Annotated in this window: 16 protein-coding genes and 3 tRNA genes; 14 read left to right on the top strand and 5 right to left on the bottom strand. The window is 47.6% G+C overall.

Translation table 11 applies throughout. The features are described from left to right. Positions 1-14: 14 nt before the first annotated feature. A complete protein-coding gene (gene sbcB / locus CA267_RS01055) occupies positions 15-1448 on the bottom strand; it encodes an exodeoxyribonuclease I (RefSeq protein ID WP_075610044.1) in 1434 nt (477 codons plus the stop codon). A gap of 214 nt (positions 1449-1662) precedes the next feature. On the opposite strand from sbcB, the gene CA267_RS01050 reads away from it, so the two are divergent. Both CA267_RS01050 and CA267_RS01045 read left to right on the top strand, forming a co-directional pair. Further along, complete coding sequence (locus CA267_RS01050; protein WP_232367580.1) at positions 1663-2652, top strand: isoaspartyl peptidase/L-asparaginase family protein; 990 nt, start codon at positions 1663-1665, stop codon at positions 2650-2652. 167 nt (positions 2653-2819) lie between these two features. Then, positions 2820-3242, top strand: coding sequence for a CBS domain-containing protein (locus CA267_RS01045; protein ID WP_075609193.1), 423 nt, complete (start codon positions 2820-2822; stop codon positions 3240-3242). A 112-nt stretch (positions 3243-3354) separates the two neighbouring features. On the opposite strand, the gene CA267_RS01040 is transcribed toward CA267_RS01045, so the two are convergent. Continuing rightward, complete coding sequence (locus CA267_RS01040; protein WP_083638419.1) at positions 3355-5244, bottom strand: phytase; 1890 nt, start codon at positions 5242-5244, stop codon at positions 3355-3357. Positions 5245-5324: 80 nt separating this feature from the next. After that, entirely contained in the window at positions 5325-8036 is a 2712-nt protein-coding gene (locus CA267_RS01035) for a TonB-dependent receptor (protein ID WP_170668996.1), read from the bottom strand. A gap of 302 nt (positions 8037-8338) precedes the next feature. Here CA267_RS01035 and CA267_RS01030 point away from each other — a divergent pair, with 302 nt between their 5' ends. The 5 genes from CA267_RS01030 (at position 8339) to CA267_RS01010 (ending at position 15404) form a co-directional block, all read left to right on the top strand. Then, entirely contained in the window at positions 8339-9232 is an 894-nt protein-coding gene (locus CA267_RS01030; protein WP_083638421.1) for a GGDEF domain-containing protein, read from the top strand. Then, on the top strand, positions 9207-10241 hold the full coding sequence (locus tag CA267_RS01025) for a helix-turn-helix domain-containing protein (protein WP_083638423.1): 1035 nt from the start codon (positions 9207-9209) through the stop codon (positions 10239-10241). Before CA267_RS01030 ends, CA267_RS01025 begins: the two co-directional genes overlap by 26 nt. Before the next feature lie 401 nt (positions 10242-10642). Beyond that, on the top strand, positions 10643-14548 hold the full coding sequence (hrpA, locus tag CA267_RS01020; protein WP_321174016.1) for an ATP-dependent RNA helicase HrpA: 3906 nt from the start codon (positions 10643-10645) through the stop codon (positions 14546-14548). A 184-nt stretch (positions 14549-14732) separates the two neighbouring features. Continuing rightward, a complete protein-coding gene (locus tag CA267_RS01015) occupies positions 14733-15035 on the top strand; it encodes a PilZ domain-containing protein (protein ID WP_075609198.1) in 303 nt (100 codons plus the stop codon). Positions 15036-15167: 132 nt separating this feature from the next. Then, the gene (locus tag CA267_RS01010; RefSeq protein ID WP_408609427.1) at positions 15168-15404 is read left to right on the top strand and encodes a DUF2061 domain-containing protein; all 237 of its coding nucleotides are present in this window, start codon (positions 15168-15170) and stop codon (positions 15402-15404) included. 63 nt (positions 15405-15467) lie between these two features. Here the strand turns inward: CA267_RS01010 and CA267_RS01005 are convergent, their stop codons facing one another. Then, entirely contained in the window at positions 15468-16655 is a 1188-nt protein-coding gene (locus tag CA267_RS01005) for a class I SAM-dependent rRNA methyltransferase (RefSeq protein WP_075610046.1), read from the bottom strand. A gap of 116 nt (positions 16656-16771) precedes the next feature. On the opposite strand from CA267_RS01005, the gene CA267_RS01000 reads away from it, so the two are divergent. Together CA267_RS01000 and CA267_RS00995 are read left to right on the top strand one after the other, a co-directional pair. Beyond that, positions 16772-17749, top strand: a complete 978-nt coding sequence (locus tag CA267_RS01000) for an NAD(P)H-quinone oxidoreductase (RefSeq protein WP_075609199.1) — start codon at positions 16772-16774, stop codon at positions 17747-17749. Positions 17750-17830: 81 nt separating this feature from the next. Further along, positions 17831-18706, top strand: a complete 876-nt coding sequence (locus CA267_RS00995; protein WP_075609200.1) for an AraC family transcriptional regulator — start codon at positions 17831-17833, stop codon at positions 18704-18706. 18 nt (positions 18707-18724) lie between these two features. Here the strand turns inward: CA267_RS00995 and rnhA are convergent, their stop codons facing one another. Continuing rightward, complete coding sequence (gene rnhA, locus CA267_RS00990; RefSeq protein WP_075609201.1) at positions 18725-19216, bottom strand: ribonuclease HI; 492 nt, start codon at positions 19214-19216, stop codon at positions 18725-18727. 60 nt (positions 19217-19276) lie between these two features. Between rnhA and dnaQ the strand changes: the two genes are divergently transcribed. From dnaQ to CA267_RS00965, 5 genes are all read left to right on the top strand, one after another. After that, complete coding sequence (dnaQ, locus tag CA267_RS00985; protein ID WP_075609202.1) at positions 19277-19999, top strand: DNA polymerase III subunit epsilon; 723 nt, start codon at positions 19277-19279, stop codon at positions 19997-19999. Further along, positions 19966-21462, top strand: coding sequence for a TIGR03503 family protein (locus tag CA267_RS00980; RefSeq protein ID WP_075609203.1), 1497 nt, complete (start codon positions 19966-19968; stop codon positions 21460-21462). Before dnaQ ends, CA267_RS00980 begins: the two co-directional genes overlap by 34 nt. A 199-nt stretch (positions 21463-21661) precedes the next feature. Further along, positions 21662-21738: transfer RNA gene (locus tag CA267_RS00975), tRNA-Asp, on the top strand. A gap of 26 nt (positions 21739-21764) precedes the next feature. Beyond that, positions 21765-21841, top strand: a tRNA-Asp gene (locus tag CA267_RS00970). 26 nt (positions 21842-21867) lie between these two features. Next, positions 21868-21944 (top strand) — tRNA-Asp (locus CA267_RS00965). Positions 21945-22002: the final 58 nt, after the last annotated feature.

Below are 22002 nucleotides of genomic sequence, written 5' to 3'. Positions count from 1 at the left end.
TTTCAATTCTAAGGTCAAAGGTTTTCAGCGTATTGATAAAGTGCTCTGAGAATCCCTTGTTTTTTTACATCGCCGTTATAGCGCTGGGCTAACTGTTCAATGGTGAGTAAATAGGTCTCCAATGTGACGCTAGCGGGTGAGGTGTTATCGGTCAATCTTGCCTTCCGATGAGCCTGCCACCGTCGCGTTTCATCGACCGTCAGCGTTTGCGGGTAGTTTCTTGCGCGATATCGAAATAGCATAGTACGCAGCTGAATGTTTTGCGTGCGTTCACCCAGCGTATCCAACATTTCGGGCGCGGATTGCAGTACGTCGTCACACCAGCGGCGGTCTTCGTTGTTTATAAACCCACCGCTATATAGCGCATGATCAGCGTCATACTGAGTATTGTCGTTTTCCTGCTGATAAACCGCTACTGCTTTATCTACAATATCAGGTACTGCTGCCAGAACTTTGAAGTTCGCCAGACACGTCTCTCTATCCATTCCCAGCCGTTGTGCGTTTTCTGGCGTCATGGCTTTGGCTGTGGTGATAAATGGGGAACGATTGATGTGAATAAGTTTTAAGCCGGGACGGCTGACATCTCCTAAATCTTCCTGGGAAGAATAAAGCCGCTCCCGGATCTCCTCAACAGGCTCATTCACAAGGACGTCAGGGGATTTGGCTAAATCAATAACGATAACTGCATTTGGGTTGTGTGGGTGCATGGCCACTGGCATCACCCAGGTACAACAACCTTGAGCTGCTGGCAAACGCGATGAAATGTGCAGCAACACCGAGGGCTTAGATAAATCGAATTTATCCAGTACGTTGTGCTTGCTGCGTAGCGAATACATATAATCATAAAGTTTGGGCTGGCAGGTTTTTATCAGTTTGGCCAAAGCAATGGTTGCATAGACATCTGATAACGCGTCGTGAGCACGGCCATGGTCAAGATTGTTAGCTTTGCTCAGTTCTTCAAGCTTAAAGGTTGGTGAACCGTCTTCCCGTAGCGGCCATTCAATCCCTTCTGGACGTAACGCGTAACACGCGCGAACCAAATCAATAATGTCCCAGCGACTATTCCCGTTGCGCCACTCGCGCCCATATGGATCATAGAAATTTCGATAAAACAGATAGCGGCTGACTTCATCGTCAAAGCGTATACTGTTGTATCCGGCTACGCAGGTGTTGGGCAAACTCATCGCCTCGTGAATCTGACGAGCGAATTCTGCTTCTATCATGCCGTCGCGCAGCGTAAGTTGAGGAGTGATGCCGGTAACCAGACAAGCTTCAGGTTGAGGAAGATAATCGTTCGCAATCTGGTTCATGATGTTGATAGGCTTGCCTACTGGATTTAAATCCGTATCGGTGCGAACGGCAGCAAACTGACAGGGCAGATCTTTTTGTGGACTGACGCCGAAGGTTTCATAATCGTGCCACAACATAGTGGGCTCAGTATTGCTCATGCCTGCTGCTAACTCCTGGATACATGAAATAAAAGGCAGTTTAACGCAATACTTGTCGTATGTAACAGGCCCTAACAACAATCGCGCGCCATACACGGTAAAAACTGCATTTTCTTGGCTTTTTCTGTAAGGTAAAGCGGTGATCTCAAACATGATTAGAAGAAGGATAAAGCAGGTGAGAAGGTATTTGATAACAAGTTTGTTGGCTATAACTATGACACTTGGCGGGGTCGCTAATGCCAAAGACAGTGCGCCCGTCGCTATTGCCATTCATGGCGGAGCTGGCACCATATTAAAAGAAAATTTCACCCCGGAATTGGAAGCGCAATATGCCGCCACCTTAAAAAAAGCGGTGGAGCACGGTTATGCGCTGCTACAAAGGGGGGAGCCTGGTGAAAAGGCGGTGGTAGAAACCATTCAGATATTGGAAAACTCACCGTTGTTTAATGCCGGAATCGGCGCCGTATACACCTATGATGAAGAACATGAGCTGGATGCTTCGATAATGCACGGCGGTACCCTCAACGCCGGGGCTGTAGCCGGTGTAAAAACGATTCGTAGCCCTATAGCGGCGGCGCTGGCAGTGATGCAAGTCTCCCCGCACGTCATGTTGGCAGGTGCGGGTGCCGAAGCGTTTGCCCAGGAGCAGGGCATGTCACCGGTTGATAATCATATATTTGATACACAAAAGCGCCTTAAATCGCTCAGGCAAGCGAAAGCACGAATGGAGAAAGCAGGCATAACCCATGGCGGGCAGCGAAGTAATGAACGGTTTGGGACAGTGGGGGCCGTGGTGCTGGATAAGCACGGAAATATAGTCGCTGGCACATCGACCGGGGGAATGACCGCTAAACGTTACGGGCGGATAGGCGATGCACCGATAATCGGAGCTGGCACTTTTGCCGATAACGCCAGTTGCGCCGTTTCTGCTACCGGTCATGGCGAGTATTTTATCCGCTACCACGTGGCCGCAGATATATGCGCTCGGGTTAAGTATCAGCACGATAGTCTGGAACAGGCTGCCGACGACGTGATTAACAATGTATTAGTAAAAGCGGGTGGAGACGGCGGCGTAATCGCCATAGACGCACAGGGCAATATTGCCATGCCATTTAATTCAAAAGGTATGTATCGAGCAAAAATAGATACAAATGGAAAATTGGCCGTAGGTATATTTCGGGAATGGCTTCCTACTTCTCTTTAAACAACCTTTTATATATCGAAAAGATAGCTGAAACACACTTCTCCTACTACGCTTTACGTATACGCCACGCGGTTTAGCTGGCGTACCGCGTAGTGGTTGTACCCCTAAATAAAAATAGCGTGTTGTGAGGTTAGTAACATTCACAAGGCCATACTGAGGGAGACAAAATGATATCGTTGGAAGTGTGTGATTATATGAACGTGCATCCAGTAAAACTTTTAGAGACAATGGCTGTGGCGGAAGCCGTAGAATGTTTGTTACGAACGAAGCAGACAGGGGGGCCGGTAGTGGATGCGAAAGGGCGGGTCGTAGGCTTTTTATCCGAGCAGGATTGTTTGCAAAGAATGATTGAGTCAAGCTACTATCGGGAGCACGTATGTCGGGTTCATGAAATTATGAATGCCCCGGCGTTAACAGTTAAGCCTTATACGTCAGTGCTGGAGCTGGCCCAAATGCTGCTAAAAGAAAGGCCGCGAGTTTATCCGGTGATTGATGATGAAGGCAGTTTGGTGGGAACCATTAACCGTGCAGCGGTATTACGCGCGATTGATGAGCAACTGCAATCAGGCTACCGCAAAATCGCCATGTAGTTTTGGAATTTAATAAGAAACATATTGCCGCGAGCAGGTGGATTGCTCGCGGCAGTATTGATATTAATCACACCTTGATGCGTGATCATATTAAGGTGAATTAGTATAAAACTTACCGTAACTGGCGAATAGCAGAAGCGAGTTTTTTTCCATCAACCAGTTTAAAGTTCTGCTTATCCGTTGGCATAATATTATGGCCATCCTGCACCACCAAAAGACCATCAGGAAAGCGATCCCCAAGTGGCAAATGCGAGGCATCTAAACCATCTGTTTCTGAAACGCCATCAATTCTCCCCTTAAGATCAGCAACAATGTTAAAGGTACCTAGCAGCGGGTACGGAGCAGTAGTTTCATATACAGCATAACGGTTGTTTCCCTGGCTCGATACAATCAGGTACTGCTTATCATCAACGGTAAATAGCGCCATACCTTCAATATCAGCGTGTACTTTTTCGTTAACGCTGGCAATCATAGTATTTGCGCTGGCTAACTTACTGATATCTCTCAACCATACCCCTTTTTCTTCCTCACCAAAGTAAAGCGTTGCGGTATTGTCATCCGCTACACATCCTTCAGGTTGACTGGCAATGGCAAATTGTTCCACGCGTTTTCCTCGCACTGCATCGCCATCTGCTTGAAGACGATAACGTTCGAAGCGTCCGTCAGTGCCATTGACAAAAATATCGATATCATTACCAAGACGAGCCATACACAAACCGTAGACATCTGCCAGATCTGTGGGAATGGCTCCAATTTTGCGCACGTTGAGTGAATCTCGATTTACTGCAAACACATCTATATTGTTAGTTGAGCGATTACTTGCAGCGGCGATATCCACGGTTTCTCCCAGCCAATTCCAGTTGTAGCGTAAATCCACGTTATTAACTCGTCCCACGGGAAGATGCTGACGTAAGGTGCCGTCGAGGTTGTAAATATTTAAACCGCTTTTTTTGTCTGTCCCCATAATTAAGCTGGCAGCGCTGTTTTGTGTGTTAACCCAAATTGCAGGGTCGTCTGCAGCATCACCAAAACGCGCTACTGGCATGGTTTCGATATCAGCAGTAAGACTAAGGTCAGGTGCTACAGCAGTTGGGGCTGCTTGGGCTGCGTAGGCGGGAGCAGCAAAATAGTACAAGCGGTCAGAGTTATCGTCATATAACCCAGCAATAAACTGATTTCCCTCCAGGGAAACGTGAATACTTTCCGGTTTTACGTCTGGCGATAGAGTCTCAGATGAGAGGTTGCCATTGTGATATAGCCAATAGCCGGACATATCGGGAGAGGTAATCAATGCCGTGCCGTCAGGTCGTGCAGATACTCCTTCGGCGCCCATGCCATCTGGCAGCGCAACTAACTGGCGGCCATCCCCTGCTTCTGGTGTCGTGTCATATAACCACACTCCCGCGTGTTCGTCAGCGAGATAAAGCGTGTTTGTGTTATCGGCTACGCTGCAGGCTTTAATGCCAGGGCCGGAATAGAAAATTCTCAAATTGTGCAGTGCTGGCTGCCCAATTTGGGTAAAAGCGTAATGGGTAATCATTCCTCGCGTATCTGCGGTAAACATACCTAAATTGTCTTGCGATTGCTGCAGACAAACCGCTTCAATATCTGATTCGTCAGCCGGCAACGCGAGTAGAGACGTAAACTGCTTGTTTTGCCACTGATAACGAATTAACCGGGTTTCGTTGCTGTTGTTATCTAACGCAACAATTAGCATCGTGTCGTCGTTTAGCACACGCATATCGCTTTGAGAATAATGTCCAGCGAGAGAAGCAACGGGGTTATGCTGATCATCCAGTATGATTAAGCCGCGCTGCTCGCTGGTGATCAGAAAGTAGCGACTACCTTCGTGTGTTATCGGCCGCAACCCTTTACCGGAAACGGGTATGGACTGGAGCGTTAATGCAGTTTCCTCAGCAGTACTGTCAACGGTTTGCTGACAGCCAGCGAGTTCTGAGCTGGTAAGTAGCGCTAGTAGAGATAGGGCGGATATTTTCTTCACGTATCATCCTTTGCTGCGGTACGGATAGGTACCGCAGTCGGTTAATCTAAATTGGCCAAAGCGTTCGGGAATTAAAGCGATTAGCGGATTTGCCAGGTAAAACCTAACTGAAACGTTCTGCCATATTCTTCATACTGCGCGTTGCGATCGCGCTGGTCGAAGTAATGGTAAAATGGCTCGTCGTTTAAGTTAATGGCGTTAAAGTAAATCTGCATATCCTCGTTGATAAAGTATTTCGCCATAAAATCAACTTGCTGGTGGTCGTCTTCGATGCGGATCATGTCACCATCCAGCTCTTCCAGATTTTCGCTTTTATATGACATGGTCAGGCGCAGACTCCAATCGTTAGCTTCATATCCCACGGTGAGGTTGCCAACGCGATCCGATTGATTCGGCAAACTCATGTCTATCTCTTCACCGTCAAACAGGGTGGTGGCATCAGACGTTGAAAACGTACTGTTAGCCGAAACTAAAAAACCGTTGTTGAAGGCTTTGACCCAGGAAAGCTCGATGCCGCTTAAGTCTGCTGAGCTACCATTAATGGCCTGAACAACCTCATCGTAGCCCACCCATTCTTCACTACCGGCAACGTCAGCATAAACAATGAAATTATCGATTTTTTTGTAGAACAGTCCTGCTGAAAGCACTCCGATATCCCCAGGATAATATTCCACCGAAAGGTCGAAATTATCCGCTTCGTAGGGATTAAGCAGCGGGTTACCCACAGTCGCTTCCCGCTCGGTAACAAATCCGCCTTCTTCTTCCTGCGTGGTGGTTTCAATAATCTGGTAGGCCGCAACATCTTCGAAGCTGGGGCGGGAAAGGGTTTGTGTAAAGGCGGCGCGAATAATAACGTCTTCGCTAATTGAATAGCGCAGATTCACACTCGGTAACAGATAATCGTAATCCCGCGCGCTTTCCCATGGCGTGTTCACAACTTGTTCTATATCAGCTTGCTCGTCTGCCACCAGTTCTACACGCATTCCACGGGTACTAAAATCCGTTATTTCGTACCGTAAGCCTGCCACAATGTGTAATTTACCGATGTCGACGCTGGTCATCGCATAGGCGGCAAAAATGTCTTCTTCATTAACGTAAGAAGCACCTTTAGATTCCAGTTCTGAATCCAATGCAACCAGTTCAAGCTCACTGCGGCTTTCGTTGAAGTTTTCGCGTAACAATTGGCGGTTCAGACCGGGCCCGAACTCGCCCAGGCCCCAGTCAGGTGCGCTGGTGCCAAAGGTGGCTGAATCGATTCCCGCAACATCGCCGTCATAAATAAAAATTTGGCTATTCCGGTCTTTCTCACGGCTGCGGTACTTGGTTCCAAACTTAATCTCACCTTTGTAACGGCCGTAGTCTACGGCACGTTTAATATCAATCTTAACGCTGGTTTCAACGTCTTTAGTGTAATTATCTTCAAAGCTGATTTCGTCTAAATCGTACGTAGACAGATCCATGGCATCGTTGTTTTGCACAACCTGCGGGATGGAAGTCGCCAGATCAGCGTCAATGCTCGCATTCTCGGTGATGAACGTGTAATACAGGGCATCGGGTTCATCCTCGTCAGATTTTGCGTACCCCAGCTGCCAGGCCAGATCCCAAACATCTAACTGATGTTCGCCCCCCGCAGTGACAGTAAAAATAGACTGGGTTTCGTATCGATCTTTGCTTTCACGAGCAATTTCCGAATCTTCTTCATCGAAGGTAAAGATGTTCCCTTGGCGGTATTCATCATCAGAAAATTCACTGTAAAGGGTGCGAATAAAATATTGGTTGTTGAAATCTGGACGATAATCCAGGTTTACTGCACCGCCAAGCCGTTCGCGATTAATTGTATAAAACCTTTGCTCCAGCTCATCATCGCCATTACTCTCAATATTATCGGAACCAAACTCGCGATCAAACCAGGAGAGCGCCGCCGCAATACCTACCTGCTGGCTGAATTTATGCGTCATACTGCCAGATAACTTTGGGCTGGTTTTATCGCGAAGCGTATTTTGGCTGCCTTGAATGGTAAGACTGGCTGTGTCTTCTTTGTGATCAAAGGCGCTGACACTTTTTACCGCGATGGTTCCCCCAATAGCATCGGCATCCATATCCGATGTAACCGACTTTGAAACTTCCAGGGTCTGGATAAGCTCGGAAGGAATTACGTCCAAGGCGACTGAGCGAACGCCGGACTCCGGTGAAGGAATGTTAAGGCCGTTTATGGTGACGTTGTTAAGGTTAGGATCAATGCCGCGAATTCCCACAAAGCGGCCTTCGCCCTGATCCCGTTCGATAGAGAGACCAGGAAGTCGCTGTAACGATTCCGCTGCATTTTGATCGGGAAACTGGCCGATGGCATCGGCAGACACCACCGAAGAAATGTTATCAGCTACCCGCTGCTGATTGATGGCGCTAGCCTGCCCACTGCGTTGCCCCCGCACCAATATATCGGCAATGGCGTTGTTGCCACTACTTAAGGTAATCGTAAGGGTGTTAATTTCTCCCTCTTCAACCGTTACAACCTGCGTGAATGGTTGGGCGCCGAGATAACTGGCTTGCAGCGTATAGTTACCAGCCGGCAGGGCGGCAAAATGAAATGAGCCATCCCGACGGGATTCTGTGGACAGGTTCAGTTCTTTGATTGTAACTCGTGCGCCCGCAAAAACCCGGCTGTTATCTGCATTGGACAGTTGGCCGACAATCATACCGTTATCGGCTGCTGATACAGGTGTAACTAACGTAAGACTACAGGCGAGTAAGGTGGCTTTCGCCAGCGGCGTTAATCGGTATTTCATTGGCATTCCTAGTTGAAGTTTGTGCGATGAGAAATAGCTGGGGCCGAAGCTAAAGCGCTTTTGTGACAATACGGTGACTAAAAAATGACATTGATAGTCATAAAGCGTTGTTTATTAAAGGTTTGTCTCGCCATTGAAGAATGCTGAGCTAATTTAACCCTTCAACAGTACCTTGAATCCAAAGAAGTTTTTGTTACGGTTTTCTACATTTACATAAAGAGGATCACGTTTCTGTCATAATCCTGAGCCAAAATGACCCTGTCAAAATTAATGGGCTCTGCGTTATAGATGGTCATAAAAGTAGAATTATGTTTTTAGCTTACCGCGTATCAAGACTTATATGGCTTAGCCTTGGTTCACTCGCTGTTGCAGTGGGGCTGAGCTTGCTTCAGGGCGAGGCAAAACCCACAGCTATTATTTCCTGGCTCGACGTGACGGGCGAGGGAAGCGTGGCGGTATTTTCTTTACTTTGGATTACAGCCTTACTCGCCAGTCGGCCGCCGGGCAGGGTGACCACGTTGATGTTGATTGGCCTTAACTGCTTTTTGTTTTCCGCGACACTGGATTTACTGGATGAGTTTTATCAATATCCAATTTCCGCAGACTGGTTAGGCATGGTCGAATCCATTCCTGCGGCGTTCGGTATGGTGGTAATGTCGGTCGCGCTGTATCTGTGGCATCAGGAGCAACTTGCGTTGGGTCGTCAGTTGCAGCGGCGGGAAATGTCGGTTCGTCAGCACGATCTTATCGATCCCATTACTCAGCTTTATCGCGCCGAATACTGGCGCGAGCAAGCCAAAAGCTGCCAGGTATCCGGTATTGATGCGTTCGTCGCGGTTGTCGATATCAACCACTTCTCGCAGTTTAATCAGCGCTACGGCCATCATGAAGGTGACAGGTTCCTGCGGGAGATCGCCCAGCTTTTAATTATGCACGTTCGAGCGGTTGATTTAGTGTGTCGTTATGCAGGCGATCGCTTTGTTCTGTTGCTTCCGCAAATATCCTTACCGGAGGCCAACGAGCTGTGCTTTCAGCTTCGGCTGTCTATTCATCACATTGCATTTCGTACCGGCAGGCAGACCACGGCAATCTTTCAAAGCGCTCGCAGCGTAACTGCACTGTTATCCGCAGACACCTGTCTGGATTCATTACTACAACGGTTGAATCGTCAACTTGATGAAGCGCAGCGGGATGTTGCGTAAAGCGATAGCTTCGCCGACGATTATTAACGCCACTGATAAGGTCGTTCCGGCTACGCCTATTGTTAAAGCGATTATTGATGTTGCGCGCGCCCGCGGTGCACATTTGGAAAAGCTGCTGCGGGGAACGGGACTGTTTTTAGAAGATATTTCAGAACATGCAGGAATAAGCCCCACCCAACTGTCCCGGTTAATGATAAATGCACAGAACATGACAACCGGCCACGATTGCGCCTTCCAGGCCGGAAGCAGTCTTGCCAGTAGCCATTACCAAGGGCTTTTTGTGGGTATCAGCACATGCAGGCATCTTATGGATGTGCTGCGATTGGCAGGTATTTATCGCTGGTCCCTAAGCCCGTTTATCTCAGCAACACGATATGAAAGCGCTACGCAGTATTATTTTGTGCTGCAAGACAGTATGGGCGCCTCAAAGCATTGGCGCTTTGCAGTGGAAATGTTCTGCGCCGCACTGGTGGCCATGAGCAAACATTGGCACGGACAGCGACTGCCTTTTCACTTTGATTTTCCCTTCTCCCGACCGCGTTACATTCAGGAATTCGAAACGCATTTAGGCTATCGATTGAGTTTTGACCAACCTATGCTGGTAGTGCGACTGGATAAAGTTGCTGCTTATAGCCCGTTTAAATCGGTGCAACCTCACATGCGCCGAACGTTACTCGCGAAGTATCGGGAACAGCGCTCAGGGGGAATGACTCTGCCAGACAGTGTCCGCTTTTTAGTCAAAAAATATCCTGCTATAAGTTTAGATGATGTCGCCCGCAGGCTTTCACTGAGTCCAGCAACGGTGAAGCGGCGACTGCGTGAATATGAAGTAACTTTTCGCCAACTGGTGGACGCCAGCAAGCGTGAGCAAGCCATTTATTTGCTGTCGGTACAAAAGCTAAGTAACGAACAAAGCGCGCTGAAAATGGCCATTTCGGACCTCACAAACTTTCGCCGTGCAGTAAAACGATGGACCGGATTTACACCCAGCGAGTTGAGGAATCCTTGACCAACCGGGAAAAGACTTAAAATTATGAATTCCTTGCAGGCTTCCGCCACAGCTAATATTTACTGCTTTTCCCAAGCCTTCACTGCGGTTACTACACTCCTTCTACCGCTAACCACAAAACGTCGCTAAACAACGCTGTAATAGTGCAGATTATCCGCTGATAATATGGGAAAATATTGGGGTCGACAGACTTGAGATGACGCCAGAAGACCTTATTTAACCCAATTCGGGATGAGACATGCCGTTTAAATACACAATATGATTTTAAATCAATTGAGTTATTGAGCGGCGCGGCTTAACCCGTAGGGAGTATTTTCCCTAATTCTGATTATTTCGCTTTCGCGGATATATCTTTTTGGTCTACTGTCGCAGGCCGCCTCTGAAAGTAAAAGGACAGTATTTTGCAGCAACCCGCTTCCTCAACATCCTCTCTTACATCGCTTTTCGCTAGCTTGGAAACCTGCATGCTGGCGGACAGATTTCGCCTAAAGCGACGGCTTCAGAACGTCAGCAACGATATTAAGAAAAACGATAAGCATGTACAAAAGAAGATCGCTGCCGTTACCGCCGATATTGAGACTTCGGCCAATCGATGCGCATTAAGGCTGCAAAACTTGCCTGCGGTTGAATATCCGCCGCTACCGGTAAGTGAGAAAAAGGAAGATATTAAAGCTGCTATCGCCAATCATCAGGTTGTCATTGTGGCTGGGGAAACGGGGTCGGGTAAAACGACCCAGTTACCTAAAATTTGTCTGGAATTAGGGCGGGGTGTCAGTGGCCTTATTGCTCATACGCAACCCCGTCGATTGGCAGCGCGAAGCGTTGCTAATCGTATTGCTGAAGAATTAAAAACGCCACTAGGGGATAAAGTCGGTTTCAAAATTCGCTTTTCTGATCAGGTTAGTGAAAACACTTACGTTAAACTGATGACTGATGGGATGTTGCTGGCGGAAATGCAACAGGACCGCTTTTTGAATCAATACGACACCATCATTATTGATGAAGCGCATGAACGTAGTTTAAATATCGACTTTCTTTTGGGCTATCTCAAGCAGTTACTGCACAAACGGCCGGAACTCAAGCTTATCATTACGTCGGCCACTATTGACCCTGAGCGTTTTTCTGCACATTTCAATAATGCGCCAATAGTTGAGGTAAGTGGCAGAACCTTTCCGGTGGAGGTACGGTACCGCGGTCCAGAAGAATCTTCAGACGATACTGACCAGACCGACGCCATTGTGGCGGCTGTGGATGAATTAAAAAGGGAAGCGCCCGGTGATATTCTGATATTTTTAAGCGGCGAAAGAGAAATTCGCGATACTCAGGATGCGCTGGAAAAGCAAAAGTACCGTCACACCGAAATTGTTCCGCTTTACGCGCGGCTTTCTGCCGCTGAGCAAAATCGTATTTTTCAGTCCCATTCCGGGCAGCGTATTGTCCTGGCCACTAACGTAGCGGAAACATCACTGACGGTGCCGGGCATTAAATATGTAATTGATCCCGGGACGGCTCGTATTTCCCGCTACAGTGCGCGCAGCAAAGTTCAACGCTTACCTATAGAAGCGATTTCCCAGGCATCGGCCAATCAACGGGCAGGGCGCTGCGGCCGGGTTTCTGAAGGGATCTGCATTCGGCTTTATAGTGAAGATGACTATTTAGGCCGTCCTGAATTCACTGACCCGGAAATTGTGCGTACCAATCTGGCCTCGGTCATTCTTCAAATGTTGGCGTTGGGCCTGGGTGATATCGGTGCTTTTCCTTTTGTACAGCCACCTGATAGCCGCAATATTAATGACGGTTTTCGTTTGCTTGAAGAAATTCAGGCTATCGAGCGAAAAAACGGTCAACCCTGGTTAACGCAGATGGGCCGTCAAATTGCCAAACTACCTATCGATCCCCGGTATGCCCGCATGGTGGTTGAGGCAGACTCTACCAATGCGTTAATGGAAGTGATGGTAATAGCAGCAGGTTTGTCTATTCAGGACCCTAGAGAACGCCCGCAGGATAAGCGTCAGCAAGCGGATGAAAAACACAACGAGTTTAAAGACAACGAGTCGGACTTCATAAGTCTGTTGAATTTATGGAAAGGGTTTAGGGAGCAACAGGCTGCACTTACCAATAACCAGTTGCGTAAATGGTGCAAATCGCAGTTCGTTAACTATCTTCGAATGCGAGAATGGCAGGATATCGTCAGTCAGCTGCGTAAATCAGTGGCAGAACTTGGGATGGGAGTCAGCAAGCAGGAAGCGGATTATCAGGCTGTTCATCAGGCAATCTGCTCTGGCTTACTTTCTCATATCGGTTTTAAAGACAAGGATCGGGAGTACCTTGGTGCCAGAAATTCTCGCTTTATGATCTTTCCCGGCTCTGGATTGGCAAAAAAGCAGCCGAAGTGGGTGATGTCGGCTGAGTTGGTGGAAACCTCCAAATTGTTTGCTCGTATGAATGCGAAGATTGATCCTGTATGGGTAGAAGCGCTGGCAAAACATGTCAGCCAGTCCAGCTACTCTGAACCTCACTGGTCGAAGAAGCGCGGCGCTGTGGTGGCCTTTGAAAAGGTCACGCTGTTCGGTCTTCCTATTGTGGCAAAGCGGGCGGTGACATATAGCAAAATTGATCCAGCGACCTGCCACGATTTATTTATCCGTGAAGCCCTGGTCAATGGCGATACGCGAATGCAATTTGATTTTCTGTTGAACAATCAGGCATTGCTGGAGCAAGCGGATGATTTGGAAAAGAAAACGCGCCGGCGAGATTTAGTGGTGGAAGAGCAGACGCTGGTTGATTTTTATGCTGAAAAAATTCCCGTTGATGTTAATAGCGAGGCGGCATTTAGAAAGTGGTTTAAGCGACAATCTGATCCGGCAACGTTGCAGTTTACAGAAGAAGATGTGTATCGGCAGCAGCCAACAGCAGTAGAAAATGCATTTCCCGACAAGTGGAAGCAAGGCAATATTACGTTGCCGCTAACCTATCATTTTTTACCGAATGCGCCTGATGATGGTGTCACCGTAAATATTCCGTTGCCATTACTCAACCAGGTTGAGGATGTCGGGTTCGATTGGCAAGTGCCGGGCCTGCGTCATGAACGTATTGTAGCGCTGATCAAAAGCCTTCCTAAGCGTCTGCGTCGCAATTTTGTGCCCGCGCCAAACTTCGCTGATGCAGTGTTGGCAGATATTGCTCCTTACGATAAAAATAATCGACCAATAAGTTTACTGGACGCGGTGAGTAATAAGCTGCGCAAAATGACTGGTGTTACCGTAGACGCCGAAGAGTGGAATTTGTCGCAACTGGATACGCATCTGATCATGCACTTCGCGGTCGTCAATGATAAAAAAGACACTATTGCCCGTGGAGATGATTTACACGCATTAAAACGTGAGTGTCAGGGGCAGGTTCAAAGCACATTTGAAGAAGCGGCCACGCCGGAACTGGAACGTAAAAATATTGAAAACTGGGATTTCGAGCAGTTGCCTGACACATTCGTGCAGAAGATGGGCGGCTTTGAAATTCAGGCTTTCCCGGCGCTGGTAAGCAAAGGGAACACGGTTGACATTGAACTGGTTGAAGATGCAGACAAAGCCGCGCGCCTGCACCGTCACGGCGTGAATATTTTGATTAAAAACGCCATGCCATCGCCGCTAAACTATTTACAGTCGAAGCTCCCGAACAAAGCGAAACTGGGATTATATTTTAATCCTTTTGGCCAAATAAAACCCTTAGTTGATGATTGCATACTGGCAGGCATTGATGCGCTGGCTGCAAAATTTAAAAGAGAGCACAACACCGACATTCGGGATGAGGCCACGTTTAAACGTTGTGTAGATGTTGTGCGCGCCGACATAAATGACACGGTTCTTAATATTGCCAGACAAGTCGAAAGCGGCTTAACGTTGGCTCATCAATGCCAGAAGCAAATGAAGGGTAACGTGCCTTTAACCATGGTGAGTGCTCTGGGTGATATCAAACAGCATTTACAGTCACTGGTCTACCCCGGCTTCGTATCAGAAATTGGTTACGATAAGCTGGATGATTGGAATCGCTATATTAAAGCGCTGGCAAAACGTTTGGAAAAATTGCCGATCGATCCCAACAAAGATCGCCTCCAACAGCTTTCTTTGGAAAAAGTTATTGCTGAATACGAGAAAACCGTGAAAAAGTACCCGGAGGGGAAAGCTCCTCAAGAGCTGTTGGATACCCGCTGGATGATTGAGGAACTGCGGGTTTCGCTTTTTGCTCAACAACTTGGGACCGCGTATCCGGTATCGGCAAAACGTATTCTGAATCACCTGGAAGCTTTTTGACGGGACACGCCCCGACAGTGACTGTCAGTGCTTAGTTACAAGCCACTGAAATAAGTTTTTTCATGTTATGAACCTTTCGTCTGTTTAGAGGGAATACATATTGACAAGCTCAACATGGCACCCTATAACCAAGGTATCGAGTTGAGATTCTTGATGATGCATTGATGAGTAGGAGAAGTAACAGATGTTGGGATACGACGATAAGCGCAACTTTTTCCGGATGATGGTAAATTCACCATGCCAGATAGAAATCAATGATGAGGAATCGAGCCGTACCTTGCATTCAGTGTGTAAAGACATTAGTGCGACGGGCATGTCTCTTGAAGTTGAAGAGCCTTCAATTGAACTGGGAACTCAGGTAAAAGTCTCAATCGATTCCAACAGTTCTCAGATCCCGTCTCTTTCCGCTCTTGCAACGGTGGTAAGGTGTGAACCAGAGTCGGACAGTAGTTGTATCATAGGCGTGGAAATCTCTGAAATGAACTGATGCACGTCTATGAAGAACGGCGATTTGGTCCCGTCGATAGTTTGATGAGTTTTATTGATGAGCTTCATCAATATAAAACGTTAGGCTATATCAAAGTTATTGATAATAATTCTCATTACTGATTTGTCTTTCTTGGATGTTCGTAATGAAAAAACAATTTCTTTCGCTGTTATGCATTTCACTGTGGCCTTTACCGTTGCCTACCTACTCACGGGTAGTTTTGTCGTGGGAGGCGCAGTAGCTCTGGTCGAACCTGCAATTAACACCGTGGTGTTTTATTTTCACGAAAGATTCTGGAGCCGGCTCAGCGATACTCCTGAAACGGCTACCGAGGCTAAAAATCCGCTTTCAGCAATTTGTTCTCACTAGTTTATTTTCACTTACGAAGTGTCTCTAACTCGATGTGATTATACAGAACGTTGCAAGTTCAGATCACTCTGAAACTTCACACACCAATCCTTTTAAATAATATCCTTCAGGATAAGTGCTAAGTACCGGATGATCCGTGGACTGTGATAATCGCTCAATAATTTTGACGGTGCGGCCCGCATCTAATGCTGCATCTGCAACAATTTTCTGAAACAGGTCAGCAGGCATAAGTCCAGAACAGCTAAAAGTAAGTAGCAAGCCGCCAGGTTTCACCGCGTGCATGCCGTACATATTAATATCTTTGTAGCCTCTAGCTGCTCGGGTAAGCGAGGCTTTGCTGTCGACAAACTTGGGCGGATCCAGAATGACCATATCAAACTGCTTTTGTTCTTGATGATAACGGCGTAATACCTCAAATACATCGCCGTTGACCATTGTACATCGTGCTGGATCCAGAGAATTTAGCGCCAGGTGTCTCGCCGCGAGATCTAAGGCGGGTTGAGAGACATCCACATTGGTTACATGACTCGCGCCACCTTGCAATGCATAGCAGGCAAAGGTGCCGGTATAACTAAAGCAGTTTAGCACCGTCGCATCTTTGGCCAGTCGGCCCGCCGCCGCACGATTATCCCGTTGATCTAGATAGAAGCCCGTCTTGTGTCCGGTCTCAATGTTTACCAGAATTTTTACATCGTTTTCGAGAATTTCGACTTCTTTTTGAGGATCGCCGTGAAGAACCTGTACTACCGGCTCCAAGCCCTCTTTTGCGCGCACATCAACATCACTTCGTTCGAAAATAGCCATAGCGGGAAGAACTTTCTTTAATCCCCAGACAATTTTATCCCGCTGACGGTCGGCACCTGCACTGAGAAGCTGTACCACGGCTACATCATTGTAAATATCTATGGTGACGCCGGGCAACCCGTCGGATTCAGAGGCAATGAGACGATAGGCATTGGTCGCTGAATTAATCACCCGGCGGCGAAGCCTCATTGCCTGTTCCAAACGACGAACAAAAAACCCGTTATCAATGTTTTCAGCTTGGTTGAAGGTCCATATTCGTACCCGAATCTGGGATTCCGGAGAATACGCGCCGCGCCCCAACCATTGGCCGGTGCTACTCAACACATCTACGGTATCGCCACTGCGGCAACGCCCTTCAACAGTGGCTACAGCGCTGGCGAATACCCAAGGATGTTGTCGAAGTAAGGATTTTTCCCGTTGTGGTTGTAAAGTAACGGTAGCGGACATAATTTCAGTTTCTGGTGAGATACGGGGGGCAAAGTATACCGGCATTCATCTACTTTCGCGACTCTCGCGTACAGAAACGCTCAAGAAGCACTTTTCAAAAACAAGCAGGTGAATATATGCGCTATATCGATTTCCAATCAGGCAAAGGACCAGAAGGGTTGCGGATTGCACAACGAGAAGAATTAGCGGTTCCCTCAGACAAAGTAAAAGTCGACGTGAAAGCGTTCGGGGTAAATAGAGCAGACACCTTGCAGCGTCAGGGCAAATATCCGGCTCCTCCAGGTGAAAGTGAAATTCTGGGGCTGGAAATTGCGGGTGAAGTCAGTGTCGTCGGCGATAACGTGACGCAATGGAAGGCGGGTGACAGAGTATGCGGTTTGGTGGCTGGGGGCGGATATGCGCAGGAAGCGGTGGTTAACCCGCACCATTTAATTAAAATACCCGATTCTATGCCCACAGAACATGCTGCTGGTATGGCAGAAGTGTTTCTTACCGCGTATCAGAGTTTATGCCAGATAGCCGATATTCAAAAAGGGCAGCGGGCGTTAATTCATGCCGGAGCAAGCGGAGTGGGTTTGGCAGCGTTGCAGCTTTGCCGTTTCCTTGGAGTGGAAACGGCTACCACAGCATCGAGCTCTAAAAAGCTGGCTGTTTGTCAAGAAATGGGGGCAGCGTTAACCATTAATTATCGTGAAGAAGACTTTGCAAAAGTGTTGACAAGGGAATGGCCTGAGGGCGTGAATATGGTATTGGACTTTGTGGGCGGTGATTATCTTAACCGTAATCTGAAGGTGCTGTGTCCCGACGGCGTTGTGGTGTATCTGGCGATGCTGGCCGGTCGCTATGCAGATAAACTGGATATGGCGTTAATGTTAGGAAAACGGGCGCGTGTTCAGGGCTCAACGCTCAGAAGCCGCAGTGATGACTACAAGTCAGCACTCATTGAGTCTTTTGTCAAGGATTGCCTGCCCGGTTTTGATGAAGGGCATTTAAAGGTAAATATCGATGCCGTGCTGCCTGCAGATGAAATTCAGCAGGCACATACGCGCATCGAGAAGAATGAGACTCAGGGAAAAATTGTAGTGAAATGGTAGCAATGCGCAAAAATGGTCAGGAAAATGTCTTTTCGCTCTTTATACTGATTGCAAATGGAAAGCTTTTGACAAGTTAGGAAAATGGAAAAGACATTTCAAGATCAGAGATTAGCGCGTGTTGCAGAATACTTGCAGGCGCACTGTGAAGAAAAACCTGATTTACATCACATTGCCAGCCTGGCTGGCGTATCGCCGTTTTATTTACACCGGCAGTTTTCAAAAAAGTTTGGGGTATCGCTTCAGGCGTTAATGAAGCAGGTTCGGCTGAAACGTGCAGCGTGGCAACTGGCGTACCGAACTCACAAGAAAATAATCGATGTTGCTATTGAAGCCGGGTTTGAAAGTACTGAAAGTTTCAGTCGAGCCTTTCGCCAACACTGCGGCCTAACACCAACAGCATTTCGCCAATCCCCGGATTTTGCTCTGTGGGAGCTGACAGAGCTTGCCATCAGAACATTTTGCACTAGCGCGGCAGAAGCCTCTTCGCAAACGTCCGGGGGGTGGGAAGAAGAAAGGTTTGCTGAAACCAAGGTTGCTTTGCTGACCCATCAAGGAGTTCATCCTCCACTTTCTCACAGCATCAGTCAATTTATTAAGTGGCGAAAACGAGAGAGTCTGCCGCCGGGGCGTAGCCGAACTTTCAATATTTTCTTTGATGACCCAACAACAACAGCAGAGACTGAAGTGCGCTTTGGCATTGCCGCCAGCGGTGTTAAATCCGTTGCCAGCAATGCAGAGGGAGTAACGTTAAGTCGAATTCCGGCGCTAACCTGTTTGGTACTGGTTGTCACCGGCGAAGATAGTATGGTTCAACAAAAAATGACTGAGGGAATCGCGGAACATGCTAAGCAACTTGATTTTGCCTGTCATCCACCTTTTCTGGAGCGCTTGACGTTCTATCCTGATGTTCCTGCCAGTCAGGCTACAAACAAGCTTTTTCTACCCATAGGGCGTTGAAGAAGCGGCTTTGCCCAACTAAGGATTGAAGCCGCTGTCTTGCTGCGTGGGACTATTAGCCGCTTCCCGAGCCAATTCGTCACAACGATCATTTTCGGGATGACCAGAATGCCCTTTGACCCAGTGCCAGGTAACACTGTGGTTTTTCACTGCCTCATCTAGACGCTTCCATAAATCCGCATTTTTCACCGGTTTTCTGTCTGATGTACGCCAGCCATTTTTGCGCCAGTTATGGATCCACTGGTTAATACCGTTTTTTACATACTGACTGTCGGTGGTGATATCCACAGTGCAGCTTTCAGTGAGGCTGTTCAGCGCTTCGATAGGTGCCAGTAATTCCATGCGATTGTTGGTCGTCAGCGTAAAGCCGCCCTTAAGCTCCTTACGATGATTGTTGTAAATTAAAATAGCACCGTAGCCTCCCGGCCCGGGATTGCCTAAACAAGAACCATCGGTAAATACCGTTATCGATTTTTTTGCCACAACGTCTCCTTTTTTACATTCTGCCATGGTCAGGGCCTGGCGGCTTGGTATACTACCAAAAAATTGGTGAGGAATTTTTTAATAATCATGCGTCAAATTGTATTGGATACTGAAACAACAGGTATTGATCCACGGGAAGGCCATAGAATTATTGAGATTGGTTGCGTTGAGGTGGTAAACCGTCGATTAACTGGTAATCATTTTCACGTTTATATCAACCCCGAAAGAGAAATTGAACAAGAAGCCATTGAAATCCACGGGATCACTAACGAGTTTTTGGTCGACAAGCCAAAATTTAAAGATGTGGCCTTGGATTTCGTTAATTTTATTAAAGGCGCGCAGCTTGTAATTCATAATGCTCCCTTTGATGTGGGCTTTATGGATCATGAGTTCGCGTTGGAGCCTGCCACCGCGAAGGTAAAAACCAAGGATATCTGTACCGTGCGGGACAGTCTCGTCATGGCCAGGCAGATGTTTCCGGGACAGAAAAATAACTTGGATGCGTTGTGTAAGCGTTTTGGCGTAGATAATAGTCACCGCGAACTTCACGGCGCATTGCTGGATGCTGAAATTCTGGCTGATGTTTATCTGATGATGACCGGTGGCCAGACTATGTTAAATCTCGCTGGCAAGAGCGCAAATGATAATGAAGGCGGCGGCGATGTTATACGGCGGGTTCAGCGCGGTGGAAATAAATTAAAGGTTATTCACGCTAGCGCCGATGAATTGAAACAACATGAAGCGCGTCTTGATATCGTGCAAAAAAGTGGTGGTCAATGTCTGTGGCGAGAATTTCAGAGCGAAGTGTAGCTGGATTGCCGTTTCGGCAGTTATTTTTTGGGGTGATTGCACTTGGATTATGGCTGTCAGTGCATAATGCCATTGCGCAGGGTAGCGCAACCCCTACCTCAACAAGTAGTGAATCTGCACAAGTTCCTTCCTCGCCGATTAAGGAGCTAGGGGACAGCTATCACAATTCTATTAAGTTGCTGCAAAATCGTTTTCGTGTCGATCATAATGTTGACGAACTGACGTTAATATTCTTCCGCAAATACGGTTCCGCTCCTGTTGTTCTTGTTCGTCCGGATGGTTCTAAAATATTTCAAAGCCAGGTAGATGGCGAGAATGTCCAGTGGTATGACGATGCCACTTACGACATGATCCGCATAAAAAATCCGGTACCCGGTCCGTGGCAGGCGGTGGGGCAAGTGTTGCCAGGCAGCCGGGCGATGGTGCTTTCTGATGTTCAGCTTCATGCTGAACCCTTACCCAAGACGTTATTTTCAGGCGAAATTCTTAAACAAACCGCTTATTTGACGAACGGCGATAAGCCAATTGAATACGAGCAGTTCCGCGATGTTGTAGATTTGTCTATTGAGTTTGTCAGCACTAATAATCCAGATTTTGATAATTTTGGGGCAGGAGACGCCTTAATTGCTACTTTTGAAGACAATGGGCGCGGCATGGATGAAGTGCCTATGGATGGAACTTTTACCGGGCAGTTTAATTTGGCTGTGACTGCCGGCGAATGGAAGCCGATTTTTCGCGTTACGACGCCAATGTTTACTCGCGAGCAGGTAGATCCCTTGCTGCGGCTTTATCCAAATCCTGTTCTATTAAGCGTAACCATGGATGACGGCGTAGAAGGGTATCATACGCTGTATATAGATGTGGAACGTGATCTGGTAGACATTAATTCATTATTAGTTGACGGAAAAGTGCGATATCCCAATGGAGACGTGGATAATTTTTCTCTTACTGAGCCTGGCGATGAACCCAGAGAGCATAAAATGGTGGCTCTTGAGGAAGGTATGTTTCGCGTAAAACTTACTGCCTACGGGACAACGACAGACGGGCGGGATTTTATTCTCGATGTGCCTGAATATACTTTTTTAGGTAAATCGGCCACACCGCCTGCTATTGAACAGAAAGAAGAAGTGACATCACCAGCAAACACCCAGGCACCAGCGTCTACCTCTACAAGTACCGATGTTGCCGCGACAGTAAAGCCAGAAGAAACTTCATCCGTTGATGGAGCAATGAGTACCCAAACGCTGATTATTTTATTAGCGGCAGTAAATGGTAGTATCTTACTTGTAGGCGGTATTGGTATCGCTATTGTGTTGTGGAAGCGGAAAAAGGTCGCTCAACCGCCGCAGGCTGATTCTCCGTCAGTTACTTTGACCGAGAAAGGTGAAAGCAATAAACGGTTGATTGCGAGGTTTACCAGTTTGTTTTCCCGAAAAAAGACAGCGCCACCAGAAGAAAAATGAGTAAGGTTTTCTCGTCCTGCGGCGTAGGCTGAGCGATAATGCAGCATAGTGGTGATTATTCACGCAAACAAACTGGTTCTGGTGAGTTTATGGAAAAAAACCATTGACTCTCATATTATGAGACCGTATTATCTGCGCCGCAGTGAGGGCAGGGCAATTTAAGAATTGTTTTTAACTCGCTGAAAGTATTGAAAATTGTGGAGCGGTAGTTCAGTTGGTTAGAATACCGGCCTGTCACGCCGGGGGTCGCGGGTTCGAGTCCCGTCCGCTCCGCCAATTTCAATACGCGACTAGAAGGTTTTGGAGCGGTAGTTCAGTTGGTTAGAATACCGGCCTGTCACGCCGGGGGTCGCGGGTTCGAGTCCCGTCCGCTCCGCCATTTAGTCTAGCAATTCCCCATTTTTCGGAGCGGTAGTTCAGTTGGTTAGAATACCGGCCTGTCACGCCGGGGGTCGCGGGTTCGAGTCCCGTCCGCTCCGCCAATTGCTAGTTTCATCTTTTAAAATAATCTCTCTTTCAGTTGGCCTTCGTAGGTTAACG

The organism is Alteromonas pelagimontana (genome assembly GCF_002499975.2).
In the GTDB taxonomy this organism is placed as follows: Bacteria; Pseudomonadota; Gammaproteobacteria; order Enterobacterales; family Alteromonadaceae; genus Alteromonas; species Alteromonas pelagimontana.
Note: the sequence above shows the minus strand (reverse complement) of the source record. Positions and strands in the feature narration are given on the sequence as shown.

Coding starts and splice junctions, on each gene's coding strand:
- sbcB (WP_075610044.1), bottom strand. CDS start 1,448: ATGAGCAATACTGAGCCCACTATGTTGTGGCACGATTATGAAACCTTC.
- CA267_RS01050 (WP_232367580.1), top strand. CDS start 1,663: ATGACACTTGGCGGGGTCGCTAATGCCAAAGACAGTGCGCCCGTCGCT.
- CA267_RS01045 (WP_075609193.1), top strand. CDS start 2,820: ATGATATCGTTGGAAGTGTGTGATTATATGAACGTGCATCCAGTAAAA.
- CA267_RS01035 (WP_170668996.1), bottom strand. CDS start 8,036: ATGCCAATGAAATACCGATTAACGCCGCTGGCGAAAGCCACCTTACTC.
- CA267_RS01030 (WP_083638421.1), top strand. CDS start 8,339: ATGTTTTTAGCTTACCGCGTATCAAGACTTATATGGCTTAGCCTTGGT.
- CA267_RS01025 (WP_083638423.1), top strand. CDS start 9,207: ATGAAGCGCAGCGGGATGTTGCGTAAAGCGATAGCTTCGCCGACGATT.
- CA267_RS01015 (WP_075609198.1), top strand. CDS start 14,733: ATGTTGGGATACGACGATAAGCGCAACTTTTTCCGGATGATGGTAAAT.
- CA267_RS01005 (WP_075610046.1), bottom strand. CDS start 16,655: ATGTCCGCTACCGTTACTTTACAACCACAACGGGAAAAATCCTTACTT.
- CA267_RS01000 (WP_075609199.1), top strand. CDS start 16,772: ATGCGCTATATCGATTTCCAATCAGGCAAAGGACCAGAAGGGTTGCGG.
- CA267_RS00995 (WP_075609200.1), top strand. CDS start 17,831: ATGGAAAAGACATTTCAAGATCAGAGATTAGCGCGTGTTGCAGAATAC.
- rnhA (WP_075609201.1), bottom strand. CDS start 19,216: ATGGCAGAATGTAAAAAAGGAGACGTTGTGGCAAAAAAATCGATAACG.
- dnaQ (WP_075609202.1), top strand. CDS start 19,277: ATGCGTCAAATTGTATTGGATACTGAAACAACAGGTATTGATCCACGG.
- CA267_RS00980 (WP_075609203.1), top strand. CDS start 19,966: ATGTCTGTGGCGAGAATTTCAGAGCGAAGTGTAGCTGGATTGCCGTTT.